Annotated in this window: 21 protein-coding genes; 19 read left to right on the top strand and 2 right to left on the bottom strand. The window is 45.9% G+C overall.

The features are described 5' to 3' along the window. The first annotated feature begins 35 nt into the window (after nt 1–35). From CRO08_RS08385 to CRO08_RS08330, 12 genes are all read left to right on the top strand, one after another. Nucleotides 36–398 (top strand): hypothetical protein, encoded by a 363-nt coding sequence (locus CRO08_RS08385; protein ID WP_141398290.1) that lies wholly within the window; start codon nt 36–38, stop codon nt 396–398. 17 nt (nt 399–415) lie between these two features. Then, on the top strand, nt 416–1,228 hold the full coding sequence (locus CRO08_RS08380) for an HNH endonuclease family protein (protein ID WP_141398289.1): 813 nt from the start codon (nt 416–418) through the stop codon (nt 1,226–1,228). A 5-nt stretch (nt 1,229–1,233) separates the two neighbouring features. Beyond that, nucleotides 1,234–1,824, top strand: a complete 591-nt coding sequence (locus CRO08_RS08375; protein WP_217990579.1) for a phospholipase D family protein — start codon at nt 1,234–1,236, stop codon at nt 1,822–1,824. 55 nt (nt 1,825–1,879) lie between these two features. Then, nucleotides 1,880–2,209: a transposase gene (locus tag CRO08_RS08370; protein ID WP_097034692.1), complete on the top strand. Its 330-nt coding sequence runs from the start codon at nt 1,880–1,882 to the stop codon at nt 2,207–2,209. Nucleotides 2,210–2,226: 17 nt separating this feature from the next. Further along, nucleotides 2,227–3,075 carry an IS3 family transposase gene (locus CRO08_RS08365; protein WP_176495013.1) on the top strand — a complete coding sequence of 283 codons (849 nt, stop codon included), beginning with the start codon at nt 2,227–2,229 and terminating at the stop codon, nt 3,073–3,075. Nucleotides 3,076–3,328: 253 nt separating this feature from the next. Then, nucleotides 3,329–3,580: a hypothetical protein gene (locus tag CRO08_RS08360; RefSeq protein ID WP_176495105.1), complete on the top strand. Its 252-nt coding sequence runs from the start codon at nt 3,329–3,331 to the stop codon at nt 3,578–3,580. Nucleotides 3,581–3,638: 58 nt separating this feature from the next. Beyond that, nucleotides 3,639–5,318 carry a sacsin N-terminal ATP-binding-like domain-containing protein gene (locus tag CRO08_RS08355; RefSeq protein WP_097035872.1) on the top strand — a complete coding sequence of 560 codons (1,680 nt, stop codon included), beginning with the start codon at nt 3,639–3,641 and terminating at the stop codon, nt 5,316–5,318. 85 nt (nt 5,319–5,403) lie between these two features. Beyond that, nucleotides 5,404–6,675, top strand: a complete 1,272-nt coding sequence (locus CRO08_RS08350; RefSeq protein ID WP_097034567.1) for an IS256 family transposase — start codon at nt 5,404–5,406, stop codon at nt 6,673–6,675. Nucleotides 6,676–6,780: 105 nt separating this feature from the next. Continuing rightward, complete coding sequence (locus tag CRO08_RS08345) at nt 6,781–8,391, top strand: DUF3883 domain-containing protein (RefSeq protein ID WP_141398288.1); 1,611 nt, start codon at nt 6,781–6,783, stop codon at nt 8,389–8,391. A 201-nt stretch (nt 8,392–8,592) separates the two neighbouring features. Beyond that, a complete protein-coding gene (locus CRO08_RS08340) occupies nt 8,593–8,922 on the top strand; it encodes a transposase (protein WP_073321178.1) in 330 nt (109 codons plus the stop codon). A 17-nt stretch (nt 8,923–8,939) separates the two neighbouring features. Then, entirely contained in the window at nt 8,940–9,788 is an 849-nt protein-coding gene (locus tag CRO08_RS08335) for an IS3 family transposase (protein WP_176495016.1), read from the top strand. A gap of 129 nt (nt 9,789–9,917) precedes the next feature. Next, entirely contained in the window at nt 9,918–10,601 is a 684-nt protein-coding gene (locus CRO08_RS08330) for a hypothetical protein (protein WP_097035870.1), read from the top strand. Nucleotides 10,602–10,618: 17 nt separating this feature from the next. Here the strand turns inward: CRO08_RS08330 and CRO08_RS08325 are convergent, their stop codons facing one another. After that, a complete protein-coding gene (locus CRO08_RS08325) occupies nt 10,619–10,804 on the bottom strand; it encodes a hypothetical protein (protein ID WP_097035869.1) in 186 nt (61 codons plus the stop codon). Then, entirely contained in the window at nt 10,804–11,406 is a 603-nt protein-coding gene (locus CRO08_RS08320; RefSeq protein ID WP_097035868.1) for a nuclease-related domain-containing protein, read from the bottom strand. The genes CRO08_RS08325 and CRO08_RS08320 overlap by 1 nt, the downstream gene beginning before the upstream one ends. A 210-nt stretch (nt 11,407–11,616) precedes the next feature. Here CRO08_RS08320 and CRO08_RS08315 point away from each other — a divergent pair, with 210 nt between their 5' ends. The 7 genes from CRO08_RS08315 to CRO08_RS08290 all read left to right on the top strand — a co-directional run bounded on the left by CRO08_RS08315 (nt 11,617) and on the right by CRO08_RS08290 (nt 21,054). Further along, on the top strand, nt 11,617–13,074 hold the full coding sequence (locus CRO08_RS08315) for an RNA-binding domain-containing protein (protein WP_097035867.1): 1,458 nt from the start codon (nt 11,617–11,619) through the stop codon (nt 13,072–13,074). Nucleotides 13,075–13,212: 138 nt separating this feature from the next. Next, entirely contained in the window at nt 13,213–13,572 is a 360-nt protein-coding gene (locus CRO08_RS08310; protein ID WP_097036315.1) for a hypothetical protein, read from the top strand. Between the two features lie 26 nt (nt 13,573–13,598). Beyond that, a complete protein-coding gene (locus CRO08_RS16710) occupies nt 13,599–13,835 on the top strand; it encodes a hypothetical protein (protein WP_141398287.1) in 237 nt (78 codons plus the stop codon). A gap of 147 nt (nt 13,836–13,982) precedes the next feature. Next, entirely contained in the window at nt 13,983–14,741 is a 759-nt protein-coding gene (locus CRO08_RS08305; protein ID WP_097035866.1) for a co-chaperone YbbN, read from the top strand. A 138-nt stretch (nt 14,742–14,879) separates the two neighbouring features. Next, nucleotides 14,880–16,916, top strand: coding sequence for an FISUMP domain-containing protein (locus tag CRO08_RS08300; RefSeq protein ID WP_176495104.1), 2,037 nt, complete (start codon nt 14,880–14,882; stop codon nt 16,914–16,916). Beyond that, nucleotides 16,916–20,059, top strand: a complete 3,144-nt coding sequence (locus CRO08_RS08295; protein ID WP_097035864.1) for an FISUMP domain-containing protein — start codon at nt 16,916–16,918, stop codon at nt 20,057–20,059. The genes CRO08_RS08300 and CRO08_RS08295 overlap by 1 nt, the downstream gene beginning before the upstream one ends. Before the next feature lie 11 nt (nt 20,060–20,070). After that, nucleotides 20,071–21,054 carry a hypothetical protein gene (locus CRO08_RS08290; RefSeq protein ID WP_097035863.1) on the top strand — a complete coding sequence of 328 codons (984 nt, stop codon included), beginning with the start codon at nt 20,071–20,073 and terminating at the stop codon, nt 21,052–21,054.

Raw genomic sequence — 21,054 nt, 5'->3', positions numbered from 1 at the left:
TTCAAATTTACAAGTTGGAGACCACCTTTTTCTTTTTGGTTGCAGAAATTTCAACTAACTTTGGGGCATCTTCGTTTGAGCAGGCTATTACGATGTTTAATTCCTTGAATTCAACAGGATTGCCTCTTTCTGATGCAGACATTATTTCGGCAAAGTTGTATTCTAATGCTGGTGAAAAGAAAGAAATATTCAATAAACTTTGGGAAAAAATTAATGTTCTGACGAATGATTTGAATAATCGGAATATCATTGACATAAATTCTGTATTACAGCAATACATGTATATTCGCCGAGCCGCAGATAAAGATTATATGAAAACAGATAAACCAGATGTAACTACTCCTGGTTTAAGAAATTACTATACCGATATAAAAAAGATTTGTTGGACAATCCCATAGAATTGTGCGAAAACTTTATGAAAATCGCTAAAATTTGGGATGCTGTGAAGGATTACCCGGTTGTCAAATTACTTCTGAAATTTAATGAGAATGCTAAATTGTATTTGATTTCGTACTTATACAGAGTTGAAATGCAAAAGGCCATTGACGAAAAGAATGGCGATATGCTGTATTTGATTAGTATTCCCGAAGAATATTTGATAGGTGTTTGCGAAACTCTAATTCGTTTGTTCTCTATATTGGAACTTGTTGAGGCTGGATATTCTAGTACCGACTTTAAAACATTCCTGTTTGGAGAAAATGTAAAACTTGTTGATTCGAATATTTCTGTAGAAGAAATTATCAATAATTTTAACAAACATATTGCAGATACTTGGAAGAAGGAAAATATTTTACAAGAGTTAATGGAATATGACAAGAACATTCTTGTATTCTTAAACGAATATCTTTATGCAAAATCAAAGGGTATTCCATTTGATTTCACCGATAATGTGAATGTTGAACATATTATGCCTGCTAGCGGCCACAATCTGGAGGCTATTCGAAAGGATGCTGGCATTGAGTCTAAAGACGAATTTGACGATATTGTTAATCTTCTTGGAAATAAGATCCTTCTGGAAGAGAATATCAACAAATCTATTGGTAAGGAATGGTTTGAAACAAAAAAGAGAACCTCCGTTAAGGAAAAAACTGGTTATAAGGACAGCAAATTTGGTATAGCTCTGTCTTTAGCTGATTATCCAAGTAAAAAGTGGGAGAAAAAAGATATTGAAATGGCGACTACTAAAGTCGCAAACAGAATTGTGAAATTCATTTTTAATGAGGAGTAAAAGAAATGAAGATGACAAAACCATTAATAAAAAAAGGAATCCAATATTTAACCGATTCAAAAAGTATTAAAGATAAGTTAGAATGGCTCTTTGAAACAGATGAACGAAAAGTTGCCATTGTCGGCTTTGTTGGTGGTAATGCTGCTGAATATATTCCAAGACGTGATAATTTGGAAATATACTGCTGGCCTTTGCCCCATGCGACAAATCCGGATGGAATAGTTGCATTAAATGAGAAGGGGGCAAATGTATATTTCAAAGAAAAATTGCATGCTAAAATATATTGGGCGGAAGGGCGTGGCGTAATTATTGGTTCCGCAAATTTATCAGATAACGCTCTTGGTGAAAATGGCCTATTGGAATTTGCGGTATATATCAGAGATGAAAAATTCAATATAGACGATGTTATAAAGGATTTTGAATTAGATGGCCTTTCTAAGTTTAGTAAACGGCAATTAAATGAACTTCAAAAGAAATCAAGGGTGCCAATTGCTCCCGGTCAAGGCTTTGGTTACAAAAAAAATAAGAGAAATTTTGAAGCCTACATGAATGATGAGTATAGGGAACCAATAAAACTGGACCATGCAGGAGTTTAATAAGAGGGTAGCATAAGCTACTATATTCATTGCGCAACCCCCAAAAGGTAAAACAATGGCAAAAATCAACTATAGCTCCGAGACAAGGGAACAGGTCATCAAGCTGGTCCTGAAAGGCGAAAAGTCAGCAAACCAAATAGCCAAGGAACTCGGAATCGGGCCCAATACAGTCGGTCGGTGGGTAAACGAGTACCGCAAGGAACACAACCTGCCGAGCTACCGCGAGGAACGGCGAATCCGCAAGGTGTCCGTCGAGGAACTCGCCGCCAAGAACAGGGAACTGGAAAAACTCCTGAAGAAGCGTGAAAAGGAGCTTGCGGACGAGAAGGAGACGGTAGAGATCCTAAAAAAATCCCTGCACATCTTTATGCGACCACACGACTGAAATGCGAGGCGATACACGTGAACCGCAAGAAATACTCAGTCAGGAAGATGTGCAGAGCCCTAGGAATACCGCAGTGTTCCTACTACCAGTGGTCGCGCCAGCAGGAAAAACGTGCCGAGAAGAAGGCCCGCGAAGAACGGCTTGTCCAGAAGGTCCGCGACACCTTCGAAGAAAACCACCGCGTGTACGGTTGCCCGAAGATGCAGGCGGCACTCCATGACAAGGGTGACGAGGTAAAGGTGTGGAAACTGCGCCGCATCATGCGCGAGAACGGTCTCTATCCGGTCACGCTCAAGAAATGGAAACCCTACCGCAAGGGCAAATGTGACTCCATGTACAGCGAGAACCTGGTGCAGCGGAAGTTCGATCCCGACAGTCTGAACGCCGTCTGGGCCGGCGACATCACCTACGTCAAGACTACGCTTGGCTGGGTGTACCTTGCCGTGGTACTTGACCTATGCAACAAGGAGGCGGTGGGTTATGCCGTGAGCAAGAACATCGACACGGAACTTGTCAAGCGCGCGTTGTCCAATGCCATCATGCAACGCGGCCATCACGACGGACTAATCTTCCATTCCGACCGCGGCGTGCAGTACAGTAGCATGGGTTACCGCACGATGCTCTCGGAGAACGGGATAACGCCCTCGATGAGCGCACCGGGCTGCCCCTACGACAACGCCTGCATGGAAAGCTTCTTCGCTAGCTTCAAGAAGGAGATGGCCTACAGGCGTGACTTCAAGGACATCGAAGACGTGCGGGAGGCCGTTTTCAGGTACATCGAGCTGTTCTACAACCGGAAACGGCTCCATAGTTCGCTCGGTTACATGACACCGGTGGAATATAGGCTGTCAAAACAGGCTGCCTAGACCACAAGGGTATACCACTTAACAAGAAAAAAGGATATATTTTAACTTAACCGGTAATGAATATGGTCGTTCATGAACCCACTATTAAAAAAACTACAAATCCAAACTCTTATATTATCACCATAATTATGGCAAAGAGGATCGTGAACAAATTGAGCAACAGGTTGTTTCACTGAAAAATTATAATGATGTGGGCTCCAGCATTAAAGAGGGAGATTTGTGTTTGCAAGTACATCTTGATAAGGACGGACATTTGAAGAGTAAGAAAGAGCCAATTTTATGGTTTGTAGTAAATGAGGTGATTGAATATGATGGCCAGAAAATTGCAATACAAAAAGAAGGAAGAAAAAATACCCCCTTTAAAATAACAGACTCAACTTTCATTGATGCTTTTAGATATGTTTTTGATTCGTACGACCTTGATCAGGTAAGAAATCGCAAAACAAGTGTTATTAAAGATGAATTCTTAAAAAGTGTTCTAGAACGCATGAAGAAAAAGGTGTAGTGCTGTTTGCAAAATTTTTTAATCTATAAATCTATTTTCATTCTGAAAGAATCGTAAAATGAACGAACAAGAACGAATATTATTCAACGAATTACGCAAGGATAGAATAGAAAGCGCGGATGTGCTAGATAAACAATCTATGGCGGGCGTGAAAAAGAGCGTCGTTGAAAAGTATTCCGACCAAGCTCATTTTGTCTATGAACTCCTACAGAATGCAGATGATGCTGGTGCTACATATGCCAAGTTTACTTTATATCCTGATAAGATCGTTTTCGTTCATAATGGATCCAGGCACTTTTCTATTACTGACTATCGCACAGAAGCCGATGACGCTCAAAACCATTGCTTGGGTGATATAAATGCGATTACCTCCGTTGGTAATTCTAGTAAAAGAAGTGATGATGATGTGGGGAAAACGATAGGCAAATTTGGCATTGGCTTTAAATCCGTATTTCAGTACACATCAACGCCAGAAATTTATGACGATAATTTTTTCTTTAGAATAGAAAGATTCTTTGTGCCATGTGAAATCTTGATTGATTATGATGGCAGACACCCTGGAGAAACAGTTTTTGTTCTTCCGTTTAATCACGAACAAATGCCTCAAAATGAGGCGTATAAAGAGATTCGAGAGACTTTGAAAGACTTAAAGTATCCGGTCTTATTTATGCCACATCTTTCTAAAATTTATTTTGAATGTGACAATGAGCGAATAGAATATAGTAAGGAAATAGAAGATAAATTGTATTTTGGGGATGTCACAGCAGAACTTGTATGTCAAAGTAATAAGGGAAATGATACAGAAGTTGTTGATCGCCTTTGGTTGTTTAGCAGAGATGCATTAGAAGGGTATTCTTATTCAGTTGGATTCTTTTTAACCGAAGATGGGCATTTAAAGCCGGTAAAAGAACCTGCATTCTGTTTCTTTCTTACAATGGAATCTACGGAACTCAATTTTGTTATCCAAGCGCCTTTCTTGTTGACGGATAACCGCGCGAATATATTTGCGAATAAAGCTCATAATAAAAAACTTGTAGAATTACTTGCTCAATTAGCAGCAGATTCTTTAATCTATTTAAAGAAAATAGGGATTTCAAAGGGGGTGAACTTAATTGATGATAAGTTTTTCGCTATACTGCCCTATGATGAATCGCTTTACAAGGTTGATGAGAAGAAGAAGATTTCCTTTGAACCTTTTTATCTAAAAATCAAGGATTGCTTGTCAAGAGAGGATATTTTACCTACGAGTGATGGCTTTTGTTGTGCCGATGATGCTTGCTGGGCCTCTGTTTCTCGCTTGACGGAATTGTTTACATCGTCTCATATTTCTGTATTGTTTAATCATCCAAATTTGAAATGGGTCTTCCCTTCGCTAGGGAGAGACGAATATCAAAAAAGTAATCGAAAAGTTGCTAAATACATTAATTCAATCGTTCCCCTTTGGCTTGATGAATCGAAAATTATAAAAAAAATAGATGAAAATTTTATCGATCGTCAAAGTTTCGAATGGCTTAGTTCCTTATATAAATGGCTAGGAGAGACCGATTCTAGGATTAAGCAAGTAAAGAAAAAACCGATTTTTTTAAATCAAGAAAAGAAAGCTATTGCCGCGTATGACGCAAATGGAAAGAATATCCTGTTCATTGCGGATGAAAATAATGCCGGAAATTATGACTATGTATTTCAGGATTTTCTCGAAGATCCTGAAATAAGAGGAAGATGCCCCAAAGTTAGTTGAAATTTCTGCAACCAAAAAGAAAAAGGTGGTCTCCAACTTGTAAATTTGGTTCAGCAAAAAAACACCAAGCAAGAGGATAACCACCATGATGAAAAGTACAAAAAGAACCCCCAAACTGTCAATCGTCCGCCGCGAAGAAATCGACATTTCGACCAGTGTCGGGGTGGTTCTGGCCGACCTTGCCGAACAGGGGAAAAGCTGCCTTGACGCGCTGTCGAGGGAGATGGGCGCAAGGCTCGTGGAGGCGATACTCCTGGCCGAAAGGGAACAGCTCGGCGGTGCAGCATACCACCCCAGGAAGGGCTTCAAGAAGTGGTCCAGCCAGGGTGGTTCCGTGTACATCGCGGGTGGCAAGGCGAAGGTGCGCGTACCCAGGCTCAGGGACGAAAACGGCGAGGTCAAATCGCGTATCTACGCCCGTCTGAAAGACCCCGACGCGTTCTCCGAGCACCTGCTGCACGCATGCCTCTCAGGCCTGTCCGGGAGGCGTTACGAGGATGTGTTCTCGACTGCCGGGGAGGCGTTCGGCGTAAGCAAGTCGTCGGTGTCGCGCAAGGTCGTTGCCGCATGCACAAGGAAACTGAAGGAACTGAACGAGCGCAGGCTGGAGGACTTCGAGGCGGTTGCCGTCTTCATGGACGCAATGCATCGCTGCGGCGAGGTCGTGATGGCCGCCATAGGCGTTGACGCGGAAGGCTACAAGCGCGTGCTTGGCCTCTGGCAGGGCAGTTCGGAAAACACCGAAATGTGCCGTTCGTTCCTTTCCGACATGGAGAGCAGGGGCCTCGCCCTGCACCCCGACATCATCTTCGTGACCGACGGCGGGACGGGCCTCAACCGCGCCCTCAAGGACCGCTTCGGCAAGGACCTCAAGCACCAGCGCTGCGTGATCCACAAGAGGCGCAACGTCGAGTCCCATCTGCCCGAGATGTACCGGGCCGAGTTCGACAGGCGCTACAACAACGCCATCGGGATGGTGGGCTACGAGGACGCGAGAAGGGAACTTCTCAAGGTCCACGAGTGGCTCGAAGGCATAAACACGAGTGCCGCCAAATCGCTTTCCGAGGGCGGCGAGAGGCTGCTTACGGTCCACCGGCTGGGCATCCCCGCGCTCCTGCGCAAGTCGCTCATAACGACCAACATAATCGAGTCCACCTTCAACGGTCTCGACGCCATCGAGAAGAACGTGAAGCGCTACAGGGACATTGGAATGTTCAAACGCTGGATGGCCGCTGAGGTCCTCCACCGCGAAAAGAACTGGAGACGGTTGGACGGCTATGCGGAAATCCCCGAACTTGTCGAAAAACTTCGGGAAAAGAGCATGAAATTACTTGACAATGAAGCGCTAATAGCCTAGATTTACACCAGTTGGAGACCTGGATTTTCAACTAAAAAAGGGACAAATTCAATAAGAGAATTTGTTGAGAAAGTTGGCATTGAAAAACCGCAATTAAAGGACTTGGTGAACAACATCATATTGCCAGAAATCGAAGAGGGAAAAGCAGATCTTGATTCTTGCTTTAATATTTTCTTCAATCGTTTTAGGGAATGTAGTCAAGAGGATATGGAGGAATTTATTGCGGATATAAAGGGATTAAAATTTTTGAGAGGGGTTAATGAATTAGGTGGTGCTTCAGAAACCATTTATTATGCGGCATCTGATTTGTATTATCCAACAGAGAATTTAAAAAGATATTTCAAATATAAACCGTCAACCTGTTTTTTAGATTTGCAGTTTTATAAGTCCGAGAATGATCGGAAAAATTGGAAATTGCTTAAGGAATTCTTTGAAAAACTAGGGTGTAGGACTCTTCCAAGAAGAGTATCGCGAATAATATCAGAAAAAGAACTTGCCAGTCGGAAGCTTTCGATCAAAAGGGGTGCTGTTGTTTCTTGGGAAGAAACTTGCTTAGATGGTTGTCGTGAAATTCTGGATTGTATTATAAACAAAAAGGACAAAACCGCCTCAAAAACATTATGGTCTGTAATAATTGAATGTATAAACGCTGGCTATGGTGTCCATGATTTGTTTACAGGACGCACCAGATACAAATATTGGGGACGAGAACAGTTTTCGAATTACGAATCCCTTGAAACTGAAATGTTGAAAAATAAAAAGTGGCTGATAAATTCAAAAGACAATTTTATCTCTGCAAAAATTGCAGTTGTAAAGAGCTTGGAACGGAATTATGATGTGAAATCAAAGTCTGCTCAAGAATTACTAGCATTTCTTGAAGTTCCAGAAACACGGGAAAAGAAAGACAATGATTCTAATTTGACGGAAAAACAAAAAGAAAAGATAAATTGGGCGAAAAGGTTAGAAAGGGCTGGCCTAAAAACGGAAGCGGATCTGAAAGAGTTTCTCGCATGGAAAAAGAAGAAAGAACAAAGAGAAAATAACACTTTTAATGATGTTCCTCCACCACAAAAATCCCCTAAAAGTAAAATAGCTGTGGAAAGAAAACCTGAAGATGTCAATATTTCATTAGATTCCATATTAGAAGAAGAGAAAGATATTCAGGTTGAAATCATTGACGTTCCCCGAAACGGAGAAAAGCGTAAGGGCCCTGGTTCATCAAGAGTAGCGAAAACAGTTGTGGGAGAAATAAAAACTTCTATAAAAAGAAGCCTAAATGGAAGAAATGCTGAAAAAATCGTTCTAGACGAACTTAAAACTGATGCTTCGGATTTACGAGACAAATTTCCTTTTAGTTTTGATGGAAAGACCGTGTCGTGGGTATCTGGCAACTCTGCATTGAATGGAGATGATTCTGGAGATGATTCGCTAGGCTATGATATTTTAATAAAAGACGAAAACGACAACGATGTTTTTTATATTGAAGTGAAAAGTTCTGAACAAACAAAATGTTTGTTCTATATGAGTGCCCGGGAATACATCTTTGCTCAAGAACACCAGGAAAATTATAGGGTAATTTTTGTAGGAGGGACAAATAATGAAAAAGTGGAAATTTCGATTCTTCCTGAAAATTTCCTAGAAGATTCTGGAACTTATAGGGTTGGATGCGCCAATTATTTGGTTGCTAAGATAGCTGCGGATGAGAATAATCTGTAAGAATTAATTAGTAATGCAGAAAAAACACTCTATACATTTGTGTCACTTAATAATCAAATTTGTTAAGAAATAACAAATTAATATGTTTGTGACAAGTTATTTTTTTTATTTTTTCCTGAAAATCATTGGACCATGCAGGAGTTTAATAAGAGGGTAGCATAAGCTACTATATTCATTGCGCAACCCCAAAAAGGTAAAACAATGGCAAAAGTCAACTACAACTCCGAGACAAGGGAACAAGTCATCAAACTGGTCCTGAAAGGCGAAAAGTCCGCAAATCAGATAGCCAAGGAACTCGGAATAGGGCCAAATACGGTCGGTAGGTGGGTAAACGAGTACCGCAAGGAACACAACCTGCCGAGCTATCGCGAGGAACGGCGCATCCGCAAGGTGTCCGTCGAGGAACTCGCCGCCAAGAACAGGGAACTGGAGAAGCTCCTGAAGAAACGCGAAAAGGAACTCGCGGACGAGAAGGAGACGGTAGAGATCCTAAAAAAATCCCTGCACATCTTTATGCGACCACACGACTGAAATGCGAGGCGATACACGTGAACCGCAAGAAATACTCAGTCAGGAAGATGTGCAGAGCTCTAGGAATACCGCAGTGTTCCTACTACCAGTGGTCAAAACAGGAAACGGCAAGGGCCGAACGCAAGGCCCGTGAAGAACGGCTTGTCCAGAAGGTCCGCGACACCTTCGAAGAAAACCACCGCGTGTACGGTTGCCCGAAGATGCTGGCGGCACTCCAAGACAAGGGTGTCGAGGTAAAGGTGTGGAAACTGCGCCGCATCATGCGCGAGAACGGTCTCTATCCGGTCACGCTCAAGAAATGGAAACCCTACCGCAAGGGCAAATGTGACTCCATGTACAGCGAGAACCTGGTGCAGCGGAAGTTCGATCCCGACAGTCTGAACGCCGTCTGGGCCGGCGACATCACCTACGTCAAGACTACGCTTGGCTGGGTGTACCTTGCCGTGGTACTTGACCTATGCAACAAGGAGGCGGTGGGTTATGCCGTGAGCAAGAACATCGACACGGAACTTGTCAAGCGCGCGTTGTCCAATGCCATCATGCAACGCGGCCATCACGACGGACTAATCTTCCATTCCGACCGTGGCGTGCAGTACAGCAGCATGGGCTACCGCACGATGCTCTCGGAGAATGGGATAACGCCCTCGATGAGCGCCCCGGGCTGCCCCTACGACAACGCCTGCATGGAAAGCTTCTTCGCAAGCTTCAAGAAGGAGATGGCCTACAGGCGAGACTTCAAGGACATCGAAGACGTGCGGGAGGCCGTTTTCAGGTACATCGAGCTGTTCTACAACCGGAAACGGCTCCATAGTTCGCTCGGTTACATGACACCGGTGGAATATAGGCTGTCAAAACAGGCTGCCTAGACCACAAGGGTATACCACTTAACAAGAAAAAAGGATATATTTTAACTTAACCGGTAATGAATATGGTTGTTCATGAACCCACTATTAAAAAAACTACAAATCCACATCTTATGATTCTTAAGGGTAACTATGAAATTGTCTGATTTTAGCCAAACTGAAAAGGATGAATTCTTTCAGTTTTTTTACGATAAATTCTATCAAAAGAATTTCGGCTCTCTGTCAAAAAGTGATGTTGAATTATATGTATTTCATTTTTTTATAAAAAAGTTGAGAGCACAACATAGCAATGGATATGCTGTAAATGAAATTAACCTTTCTGATTTTAAGTTGGCCTGCCAATTAGGTATAACGCCTCAAAAAATACGTGGTTTAAAGCTGAAAGAGAGATTGGTTTATCCAAATAGTGAATATGATTGGAGAAAGCAATTTTTGCAGATTTCGGATGAAGCCAAATATGATCCTGATAAAAAACGGGTGATAATGAATGTTTCGGATAATTGGCTATTTGCTAATATTCAAGATTTTTTAGAGGATAAGGGCGAACCTATAGAAATCCAATTAAATGGAAAGATTTTGCAGATCCCTGTTCCGTATTACGTTGATTTGATGGTTGAAGTTTATTCTGTAGATAATAAAGACTTTAAGACGGATGTTGTCCGAAAACTGAAGTCTTTATCTCCTGAAATGAAAAAAATGGATATGAAAAAGATCGGGTTGTCGATAAAAAATGCAGCGATAGATATCACTACGTTGGGCGTAAATTTGGTGACGATGATTCCACAACTATCAATTCTTGTTAATAGCGCAACTTGAGTAGGGCAAAATGGTTCTTATCTCTTCCTCAGCTTTCCGCCGGCAATCACCACCAGTAACGCGCCTGCAGCCACGCCGCCGACTTTCTTGAGGTCGCTCCAGAATTGCTTCCGGTTTGCCTTGCACTGCTCGCAAAGTTTTTCGGTGTCTTCGGGCTTGTCGCAGCCGCACTTCTTGCATTTGTTCCAGAGTTTTTGGGTCATTAGCCTTTCCTCATTCCTCGTATTTTCTGCTTGTGCATCGCCTTGAGCCTTGCCCTGTCGCTGCTAAGGGAGGCAATGTTTCGGGCGGCGCTTTCAATTTCCTGGGTGTTCATTCGTGTCGGCAGGTTCCTGTAGAACTTCTTGAAATCCCTGTCGCAGATGGTGCCTTCGGGGATTCTGTCGCCGAGTTTCGCTTTGTTCCCGAATATCACGAGGTCGATGAACTTGTCCTTGAGTGCCGGGAACTTTTCATGTAGGGCCATGATATGCCCGTAGTTCTGGTGGTGCGGATTCTTCATCGAGTACTTCTTTTTGCCCCAGCCCACGATTACCGTCCATTGTTTGTCGTAGGCGCTGCCGACAATCAGCCCGATGTATGTCTTCTTTTCTACGACGAGGATGCCTTTCTCGGTCACGGCGATAATGTCGATTTGCTGTACGCCATGGCTCCCTTCCACATAGACATCCCTGAAGACGGTTCCCTTGCTGATGGCGCGGATTCTGTTTGCCGTGTGCTTCTCGCCGATGTGCCCGACAATCTGGTTCTGGAAGAACCACATGCAAAAGACAAAAACACCGAGAATGACTATAAACGTTATCATGTAATAGAATATATACTTTTTGCGTTAGGAATAGTTCACTCTGTAAAATTTTCTTGCCCCTCTTGCCAGTTTTCTGAATATTAGGTACATTAATGCCCGACGTGTTTTTCCGTCTAATGGAAAAATGCGTCTTTTTTTATCCCGATTTTCGGAATAAAGGGGGCGCCTCTAACATCAACCGGTCACAAATTGTGACCACCTGGAGGCTATATGGCAAAATCAGAGGACCTTATAAAGAACTTGGTGGCCCTTCCGCATGAATATGAGTGGTTGGACTTTAAGGAAAGCTGGTTTTCAAAGGACGAGATTGGCGAGTACATTTCGGCGATTTCGAACGGGGCTGCATTGTGTGGCCGGGAATTTGGCTATATCGTGTGGGGAATCCATAATTCAACTCACGAAATAATAGGCACGACCGTAAATTTTGACAAGGACGTCGATCATGAACCTTTCAAGCATTATTTAGCACGGAATTTAAAGCCGAGCGTCGCTTTTGAGGTCGAAGAGGCTCAGATTGATGGCAAACGTCTTGTTTTGTTGTCTGTCCCTGCGGCGAAATCTGTTCCGACGAAGTTCCTGTCGCAGGCTTTTATCCGAATTGGTTCTAGCAAAGAGAAACTTTCGAAGTTCCCTGAATGGGAAATTCGTCTTTTGAACGTTTTGTCTAATGGCATTCCGACGATTGTCAGTATGGCGGCTCCTGATTACGCCCAGGAACTGACTTTTGAAAAATTGTTCATGTATTATGGCGCGAAAGGGGTTGCTTTGCGAAAGGAAACATTCAAGAAGTCGCTCAAGCTTTTAACTGCCGACGGACGCTACAATATCATGGCGTTGCTGCTTTCGGATGCGAATGATATCCCGATTCGCGTGTCCGTTTTTAGTGGCAAAAGCAAGGCTGATACGCTTTTCTCGGTTAAGGAATATGGGAACACTTGCATTTTGTATGCGATGGATAAGATCCTGGAATACGGCGATGCCATCAACATCATCCAGGCAGATGAACGCGGTCGCATTTCTGAACGGAAGGATATACCCCTCTTTGATTACGAGGCATTCCATGAAGCGGTATTGAATGCGTTTATTCACAACAAGTGGTTGGGCATGAACGCCCCTATGATTAGTGTCTTTACTGACCGCATAGAGATTCTCTCGCATGGCGGTCTTGGACTTGAGCAGGATTTGGAAGGCTTTTACAAGGGTGTGAGCATTCCTGTCAACGAAATTCTCGCCTCGATGTTCTTGCAGTTGCGGCTGAGTGAACGGTCGGGGCGCGGCGTTCCGAAGATTGTTGGGGCGTATGGCCGCGAATCCATAAAAATTGAAAAGAATTTCATCGTGGTGACGATTCCGTTCAATAGGATTAACGTGACCCCGTTTGAATTGAATGAAGGGCAGCTGACAATAAACCCGACTGTAAAGGCTACAACAAACGCTACAACAAACGCTACAATAAACGCTACAATAAAACTGACCGATAGTCAAAAGAAAATTCTTGAAAAAATCTTGAGTAATCCGATAATTACTCAAATTGAAATTGCCGAACAGCTAAATCTTCACCGTGTCTCTGTCACCAGAAGTATAACGAAACTACAGAAATTGGGTGTTCTGAAGAGAGTCGGCAGTAATAAAACCGGATATTGGGAAATAATTGAAAACGTACTCTAAAATTGAGTAACAGTTCAAGCTCTTGACGCGGCATAGCCGTGGATTTAGTTTTAGAATAGGACTTAAAAAAAAGAGCAACATCATAATGTTTTGGACGCATCCAAAAACTGTAAACTTAATCATAAAAACGAGGAAAAAATGAACTATACATTTACAGAACAAGAAGTTGAAATGATGTATTACTGGGGACAATATGCTGATGGTGAAAGCGGCATCACTGAAGAAGAACAAAAATTGTACGATAAAATAGAGCGAATTTTTACGCCGTTGCAAAAAGAAAAAGATGAATCTCGCAAGATTGTAGAATTCTTTGAAGAGATATGCAGTACATATAAGGGGGTGTCATATTCTTTGCGATTCCCCGGAGGAAATTGCATAAGATTCATTGACGTAGATAAAGACCTTTGCTTCGACACGAAAAAGTCAAAGTACACGGATGTGGTGTTGGAGGTTTCGAAGGTAATAAATAAATTGAAGTTGAAGAAACGGGAGGGGTAGAATTACAACATGTATTGTAATGTGTATTGATAAACGTATATATATTTTCTACAATAGGGAGCAAGTATGACGACGAAGAGGAATCCTCCTCCAGTGTCGAAGAATCTACCAAGATTTCTTCGAGCTCCCGCCAAGATAATTCGAGCAGCTCGGCTAAGTCCAGTAGTTCCGCTGAATCAAGTCGCATGCAGTGCCCCGATATTCTCGCAGGAGCCCTTGCTGAACAACCCCGTGGGCTACGCGAAATAGTTGAAGCGGGTTAACAATAGGGTTAACAATAGGGTTGACAATAGGGTTAATGAAAATTTTTCAATTACTCAGCAAGTTGCTGAGTAAATCGGTTATCAGAAAATCCTATAACAACCGCCCGGTGCAAAAAGTTGTATCTTTTCGGTGTAGAAGGTAACATCATGAAAAGACTTTTCGCATTTTTGCTTTGCATTATGGCCGTGGCGGCGTTCGCGGCCGAGGATATCAAGATTGTCAAGGTGAACGACGCTAACTTCGAGAGTGAGGTTCTGCATTCCAAGAAGCCGGTCATCCTGGATATCACTTCTACGAGTTGCCCGCCGTGCCTCATCATGATCCCCACGCTCATCGGTATCGCGAAGAACTATCCCGACATCAAGATTGCGACGGTGGGCATCGACGAACCGGGTATCGACAAGATCAAGGCCACGCTCCCGATTCGCGCGTTCCCGACGTTCTTCATGGTGCGCGACGGCAAGATTGTAAACCAGCTGGTGGGCGCGGTGAAAGAAGAGGAACTGCTTGCGGCCTTGCAATACACGCCGAGTCCGCTGGCAAAACCCGCCGCGAAGCAGAAGAAGGTCAAGAATGCGAAACGCAACATGGTGTGCAAGACTCCGGGCCAGTTCAATGGTCTCAAAAACCTGGTGACCATCTCCTTCGTGTTCGGCGACTACGAAATCGAGAACGTGGACATCGTGACGGACGTGTTTGTGCCGCCGGCGATGGAAAGCCAGCGCGTGCAGATGATGGAACATGTGCGTTCGAGCGGGAAGGGCGAGGTGGAACCCACCATGACGGGCTTCCGCATCCATATCGACAACAACTGCCGTTTTATGAAGGCGATGGACATGAAGCGCACGTCCACCTACGGCGAGATGCGTGCGGGCCTGGAACTGCAGGGCTTTAGTTGCCAGTAATTCGGCGCATGGATTCTATCGCCACTACGTGGCTCCAGAATGACAGTGGGGACGACAAAAACGTTCGCGGGGCGCGCCCGTTTTTGTTATCTTATCTATAGGAAACTTGTTGCCCCCGAAAAGGGCAAGGGAGTGAGGATGAGAATTTCTTGGCTAGGGCTGGCTGCATGCCTGGCTTTTTGGGCGTGCGGTTCAGATGAGTCGGACGACTTCGGCGGAACGAGCGAACCCGCCGATGCGGAAATTTCAGGGAACGAGGACCCGGACACAGGCGACAATCAGGAGCCTGGTGAAAAGCAGGAACTGGGCGATAAGCAAGAGCCGGGCGCAAAGTCGGAACCCGAAGAGAAAAGGGACACGACCGACAAGGAATACTATATCAAGTCGAACCTGGAGGCGACCGGGGATTTCTCGATAGACTCGGTGTATGACAGGTACACGGGTTCCTATACCTACAGGATACGTACGGGCAACATCGTATGGTACTCGCAGAGGGTGACTGAAAGTGTGGACGGGGACAAGAGCGTTTGCTACGGCGAGCAGAACGGCAACTGCAGCGATTACGGGCGCTTGTTCCCGGCGACGGATAGCAAGACCGAGCAGGCCTGCCCCGACAGCACGCGCTTGCCCACGACAAAGGAATGGAACGTCCTGGAAAGTTACCGCGCCAAGTATGCCGTAATCGATACGCTGATGGACCTGAAGTATGGTGGCTCCTGCGAAAGGGATAGCGTCCTCAGGTGCAAAAACATCGATACGACCGGTTACTACCTGACATCGGACGGAAAGGTCTACATGAGGAAGAAGGGCAAGGAAAAGGCTTCGTTCCTCAAGGCGAAGGATTCCAGCTACTACAATATCCGCTGCGTGGGCTACCCTGACTTTGTTGAGTCGAAAAAGGAACTGCCCCCCTGCGATACCACCCGGCAGAATCCGGCGACGCGTGTCTACGTGTTCAGCGAAAAGGAAAACTACCGCTGCTATCCGGAAAAGGGGTGGCTCCCGGACTTTAGCGAAAGCTGCCCCGACAAGGGCAAGTCCATTGTCTATAACGACACGATGATGATTTGCCTGGACGGTATCTGGCAGGTGGCGGACCTGGAGTATTCACCCGACACGTGTAACGCCAAGACCAAGGATTCGCTGATGTGGTTCAACGGCGTAAACTACTACTGCACGGGAGAATCCTGGCGCAACCTCACGCCGCTGGAGGATTCCATCGGGGTCTGCAACAAGCGGAGGGCCGGAGTCAACGACACGGTGATTGCGGGTATCAATATAGAGCTGTACCACTGCGACAGCAACGAATGGAGAAAGGCGGAACTCAGCGACTATGTAGGGAGCTGCGACGACAGTTCCTCGGTGCACATGAACGACACGATTGACTTCAAGAACACGCGGTATATTTGCCGCGGGAATGGTTGGTCGCGTTACACCGAACTGGAAGAACGCTTTGGCGCATGCACCCCCGAAAAATTGTTCATGTTCGAAAACGGCACCTACAATAGCGCAAAAATGCAGTACATCTGTGACTCTACGGGCTGGGTCATATACTCGCTAGAGGTCGTAGTTGGCAAATGTGATTCTACTATGACCGGGACAATCGTCAAGTCTGGCGACTATTATAGTATATGCCGATCTTCAGGGTGGATGTACGTAGGTACATTGGAAAATACCTATGACAGCGTGATGGTCTGTAACAAGAAAAACAACAGGCACATAGTGGGCGGTTATGACAATCCCGAAGAAACATATACGACGATTTCAACATGTTATTACGATACGCTTAAATCGTCTGCTGGGCTTTGGTTTCAACAGTTACCTAAATGCTATAAGGAAGACGAGGGCAAGGTCTACCCCGAAACAGGGACCGCGCGGTACTATTGTGGAGGTGCCGGTTACTGGCACGATTTCTTCGATGACCTGCCCCTGTGTACGACAAAGAACATCGGGGAACTCGCCACGTCGAAGGACTATGGTCGCGTCACCTGCACCGAAAAGGGCTGGCGCAATATATCGGCCCTTGAAGCAAAATATGGCGTGTGTAACACTAATAACGATGAAACCGTCAAGGAATTCGATGGCGAAAAGTTCATCTGCCTCCAGGAGGACTGGCGCAGGTTCAAGGATCCTAGCACATATCGCCTACAATTGAACGTCGGGGAGGGCAGGTAATGAATACTATCAAGAAGACACTCCTTGCCTCGTGTGGCATTGCAATGGCAATGGCGCTCTATGCCTGCGGTGACGACGATTCTGAATTTTTGAGCAACCGCGACGACATAGAATCCGAAAGCAGCAGTAGCGCCGGGAAGGGGACCGACGCGAAGGGCTCCAGCAGCAGCGTCGAGACCATTGTCGACGTGCAGGATGGCCCCATCAGCGAGACGGACTCCATCGACCTGAGCGAATACGGCCAGGGCAGCGCCGTTGTGGACAAGGATGGCGGCAAGGTCTACACCCTGATGACTTCGGGAGTTGACGTGTGGACTCTCGAAAATCTCGACAGCAAGGCGACGCACCCGACAAGCACCTGCTATGACTATGCGGATTCCCTGTGCAAGGGTTACGGAAGGCTGTACCTCGAGGTTGACGATGCGGCCGCGCTCTGCCCCGACGGTTACGAGGTGCCCCGTGCTGCGGACTACAGGCTGCTGCTTGAATCCAAGGACGACTACAAGCCTGTATATGCCGGCAGCTGCGTGAAGGGCAGGGACGACATGCTTACCTGTACGGGTATCAACGACACGGCATTCTACATGACGCGCGACGACAGTATCGTCGTAGTCCCCAAAGAGGGCCAGTGGGTAGTGAAGAAGGACGACGGGCGCTTTGGCAGCGTGCGTTGCATGAAGCAGAAATCGATTACCGAGAAGAAGGGTGACTTGCCCGCATGCTCAAAACTCAATGACGGCCGTATTGTCTATGTCATTGAAAGTGATTCTGCCTTTGACTGCATTGCGGGCGGGTGGGAATCTACCAGAAACTATACCGTATGCGAAGCTGGCGACAAGTACCTTTATAAGGGCCGGTCGGATTCCCTGTACACCTGCTCCAAGGGAATGTGGACGCTGGCCGGGCTGGAAGATATCGGCAGGCCCTGCCTGAGTGGCAATAGGCACGAGGACGTGACCATGAACGGGACGCGGTATGCCTGTTCCGATTCCGGCTGGGTAGCCCTGCAATACCCCGCCTCGGTACTGGGCGAATGTTATTCTGGGGCATTTGGGACTATTGCCAAGGCCGATTCCAATACGACGTTTGTCTGCAGGAATACGGCGGAATGGCAACGTGCTACGGTCCTTGATGTGTACGGGTTTTGTTTGAAATCCATGAGCGGCACCATAGTCAAGCTCGATACCATCCAGTATTTCTGTAATACTAAAAGTGGTCAACACGTCGAGAATATATTCTATATGTGGGAGTCGGACGAAGATGGTGTCAATCACGAGCACGGCTTCTGCACGAATGACCGCGTTGATGAATTAGTTGTTTACGATGACCGCTACGCCGTGTGTCTGTCAAGTAATAGGTGGGCCTTCTACAATAACACGAGTTTGCTGCCCCGGTGCGATTCTACCCGGTGGGATACAACGGCATTTGTGGGCCATAAGGAATACCTGTGTAATCACCTCGCCCAAAGTTGGCAAGAAATTGAGCACCGGCTTTTTGAAGAACGTGCGGATTCCGTATCGTGCACGATCGAGGAATACGGCAAGATATACACGGACCGCGACCAGAAATATATATGCAAGTTGAATAATCAAAAATTATACACCTTCAAAACGGCGTCAGAGGCTGAATTGAAGTACGGACTTTGCGAACGGGATACGGCATACGTGATAACCGAAGATACAGCCACCTATATCTGTATGGATGGAGGGTGGATGAAACGGGAACTGGATGAATATGAAAAGAAACTTGGCCTTTGCATGCTTGATACGCTTTATAAGGTTATCCGAGATAATAAATTATACACTTGCGACGATGGCTATTGGTCGGGAAGAGCGTTGAATAAATATGAAAAGATATACGGTATTTGCGCTGACGATACGACCTATAGTATTGTGGAAGATACCGCCATATACACTTGCAAAAGGGGCAGCTGGTCAGAATACGTGCTGAATGAAAATGAAAGGAGGTTTGGCCTTTGCACTAGTGACTCCTCGTTTGTTCGGGTGACGGAAGATTCTGTCTTTACCTGCTACCATGATACATGGAAAAAAAGAAAGCTGTACCCCGTGGAACTGGAATATAAGGTTTGTACTCCTGATGAAGATTTCACGTACTTTACAGACAATTTGACATATGAATGTAGTATTGGGAATATCAGTGTAGGTCAATCATACGATTCGCATTATTCGCACCTTTTTGGAAATTGCGATAGAAAGGCTCACGGGAAAGACACGGTCTACCTTGGAAAGAGATTCATTTGTGACACTCTGGCCAGAAAAAGTAGCTGGATTTTGTTTACTCAGGCGGATTCGCTGGCAGGGACTTATTGCAGTAAAGAAATTGAGGGCAAGGAAGTTACATTAAGGAATGGCGTCCATAAGCGGTGCGTGGATTCAGGATACCCGTATTACTCATGGGAGACGCAAAGTCAGGTCAACTACATGCCCCCTTGTAACGAGGAGAATGAAGGGCTTGTTGAGCCTAATGGCTTGACAAACAGCGTTTGCCATAATTCTAAGTGGGTCCCTGCCGACACGTTCCATGTGACGGATGAGCGAGATGGTAGAGTCTATGCCGCCATAACGATTCTTGGAAAGACGTGGATGGCAGAGAACCTGGCCTACTTGCCTACGGTCGGTTATGCCTATACTGCAAACAGCCCGTACCCTGTCGAGACGATTGGCGATAACGACACGGTGTATTATTCCTGGTCTACGGCAATGGGGCTCGATAAAGAGTATGATAGACAATATACGGATAGCCTTTTCGATAGTGAAACTGTTCGTGGAATCTGTATGGAGGGGTGGCATTTGCCTTCTTATACGGAGATGTATTATTTTGACCTAGATGTCCGGACATACTATGCGAATTATAGCGACTTCTACGAGGATGATGATGTTATTGGGCTTAACCTCTATATGCAAAGGACGCTCACTGTAGGGAGAGATTCGTCACTTGCCTACGACACGGTGAGTGCCGTCTCTGACAGGACCAAACTCGCGACATTCTGGCAGTCGACTCCAGTCTCGTATAGTAAGCCCAACGCCTATCCTGTTGTGTTTGACAAGAAATATTCCCTCAAGTTTAAAGATTATGTGGTAAAAAGAACTTTGAACGCAGTTCGTTGCATTAAGGACGACTAAAGGAGTAGGCTATGGAAACTACATCGGGCACATACCGCCGTATTTTTGTGCTGGGCTCCGGCTTCAGCAAGTCTTTCTGCCCGCAGATGCCCACGCTCCGCGACCTGAACGAGCGTATTCCCTTCGGCATTCCGAACGAGTTCCCGCACCTGCGCGAGTACTGCACGCGTTTTTTAGAACTGTGTAACGGCCAGCCGGATTACCTGGACATCGAGCGGCTTTCGACCTCAATACTTTCGGCGCAGATTTTCCCGGGGGTGCGAGAAAGCCTGTACCATTCGAGCCTGCGATTCGAGCTTTTGCGGTTTATCGCGAGCGAAATCCGGCACGACAAGGGCGTGGACGCGGACTGCGCGGCGGTGCTCCGCAAGTTCCTTTCGGGTTGCGAGAACTGCCCGGGCGAGGGCGTGCGCGATACGCTACTGCTATCGTTCAACTACGATACGCTTGTCGAAGATGTGATTACTGCCGACCCGGAGATGAGTTCGCGCGTGGCGGTGGATTACGGCGTGCGTATTGACCCTGCGGACCGGAGTGCGGTTCGTGCCCCGCGGACGCTCACGGTTGACCTCATCAAGTTGCACGGTTCGCTCAACTGGTACCCGGTGAAGGGAGCCTCGGACCCGCTCGACCTGAAGAACGTGTGCCAGGTGGAACCCTGCGACCGGAGTTTCCCCATCTACCGCGAAGACACGCCCATCTACATCCCGATGGCGCATGCGAAGGAATCCTTCTTGCGCGGGAGCCTCTTCAACCTGCTCTGGAGCAAGGCGGATTATTACCTCAAGAATGCGCAGGAGATATACTTCCTGGGTTACGGTTTCCCGAAGACGGACATGAACAACCTGGAATTCTTGCTCCGGCACCGTGAACGCTTCAAGAAGGTGGTGGTCTTTGAACCCGAAAAATCCCCCGTGCTCGAAAGGCTGCGCCGTCTACTTGGCGATATGGTCGTGAGCCGTGACGCGAAGGAATTTTTGGAGTGCTGGGTATAA

This window comes from Fibrobacter sp. UWT3 (assembly GCF_900230125.1).
In the GTDB taxonomy this organism is placed as follows: domain Bacteria; phylum Fibrobacterota; class Fibrobacteria; order Fibrobacterales; family Fibrobacteraceae; genus Fibrobacter.
The sequence above is the reverse complement of the archived record's forward strand: the minus strand, read 5'-3'. Positions and strand labels throughout refer to the sequence as shown.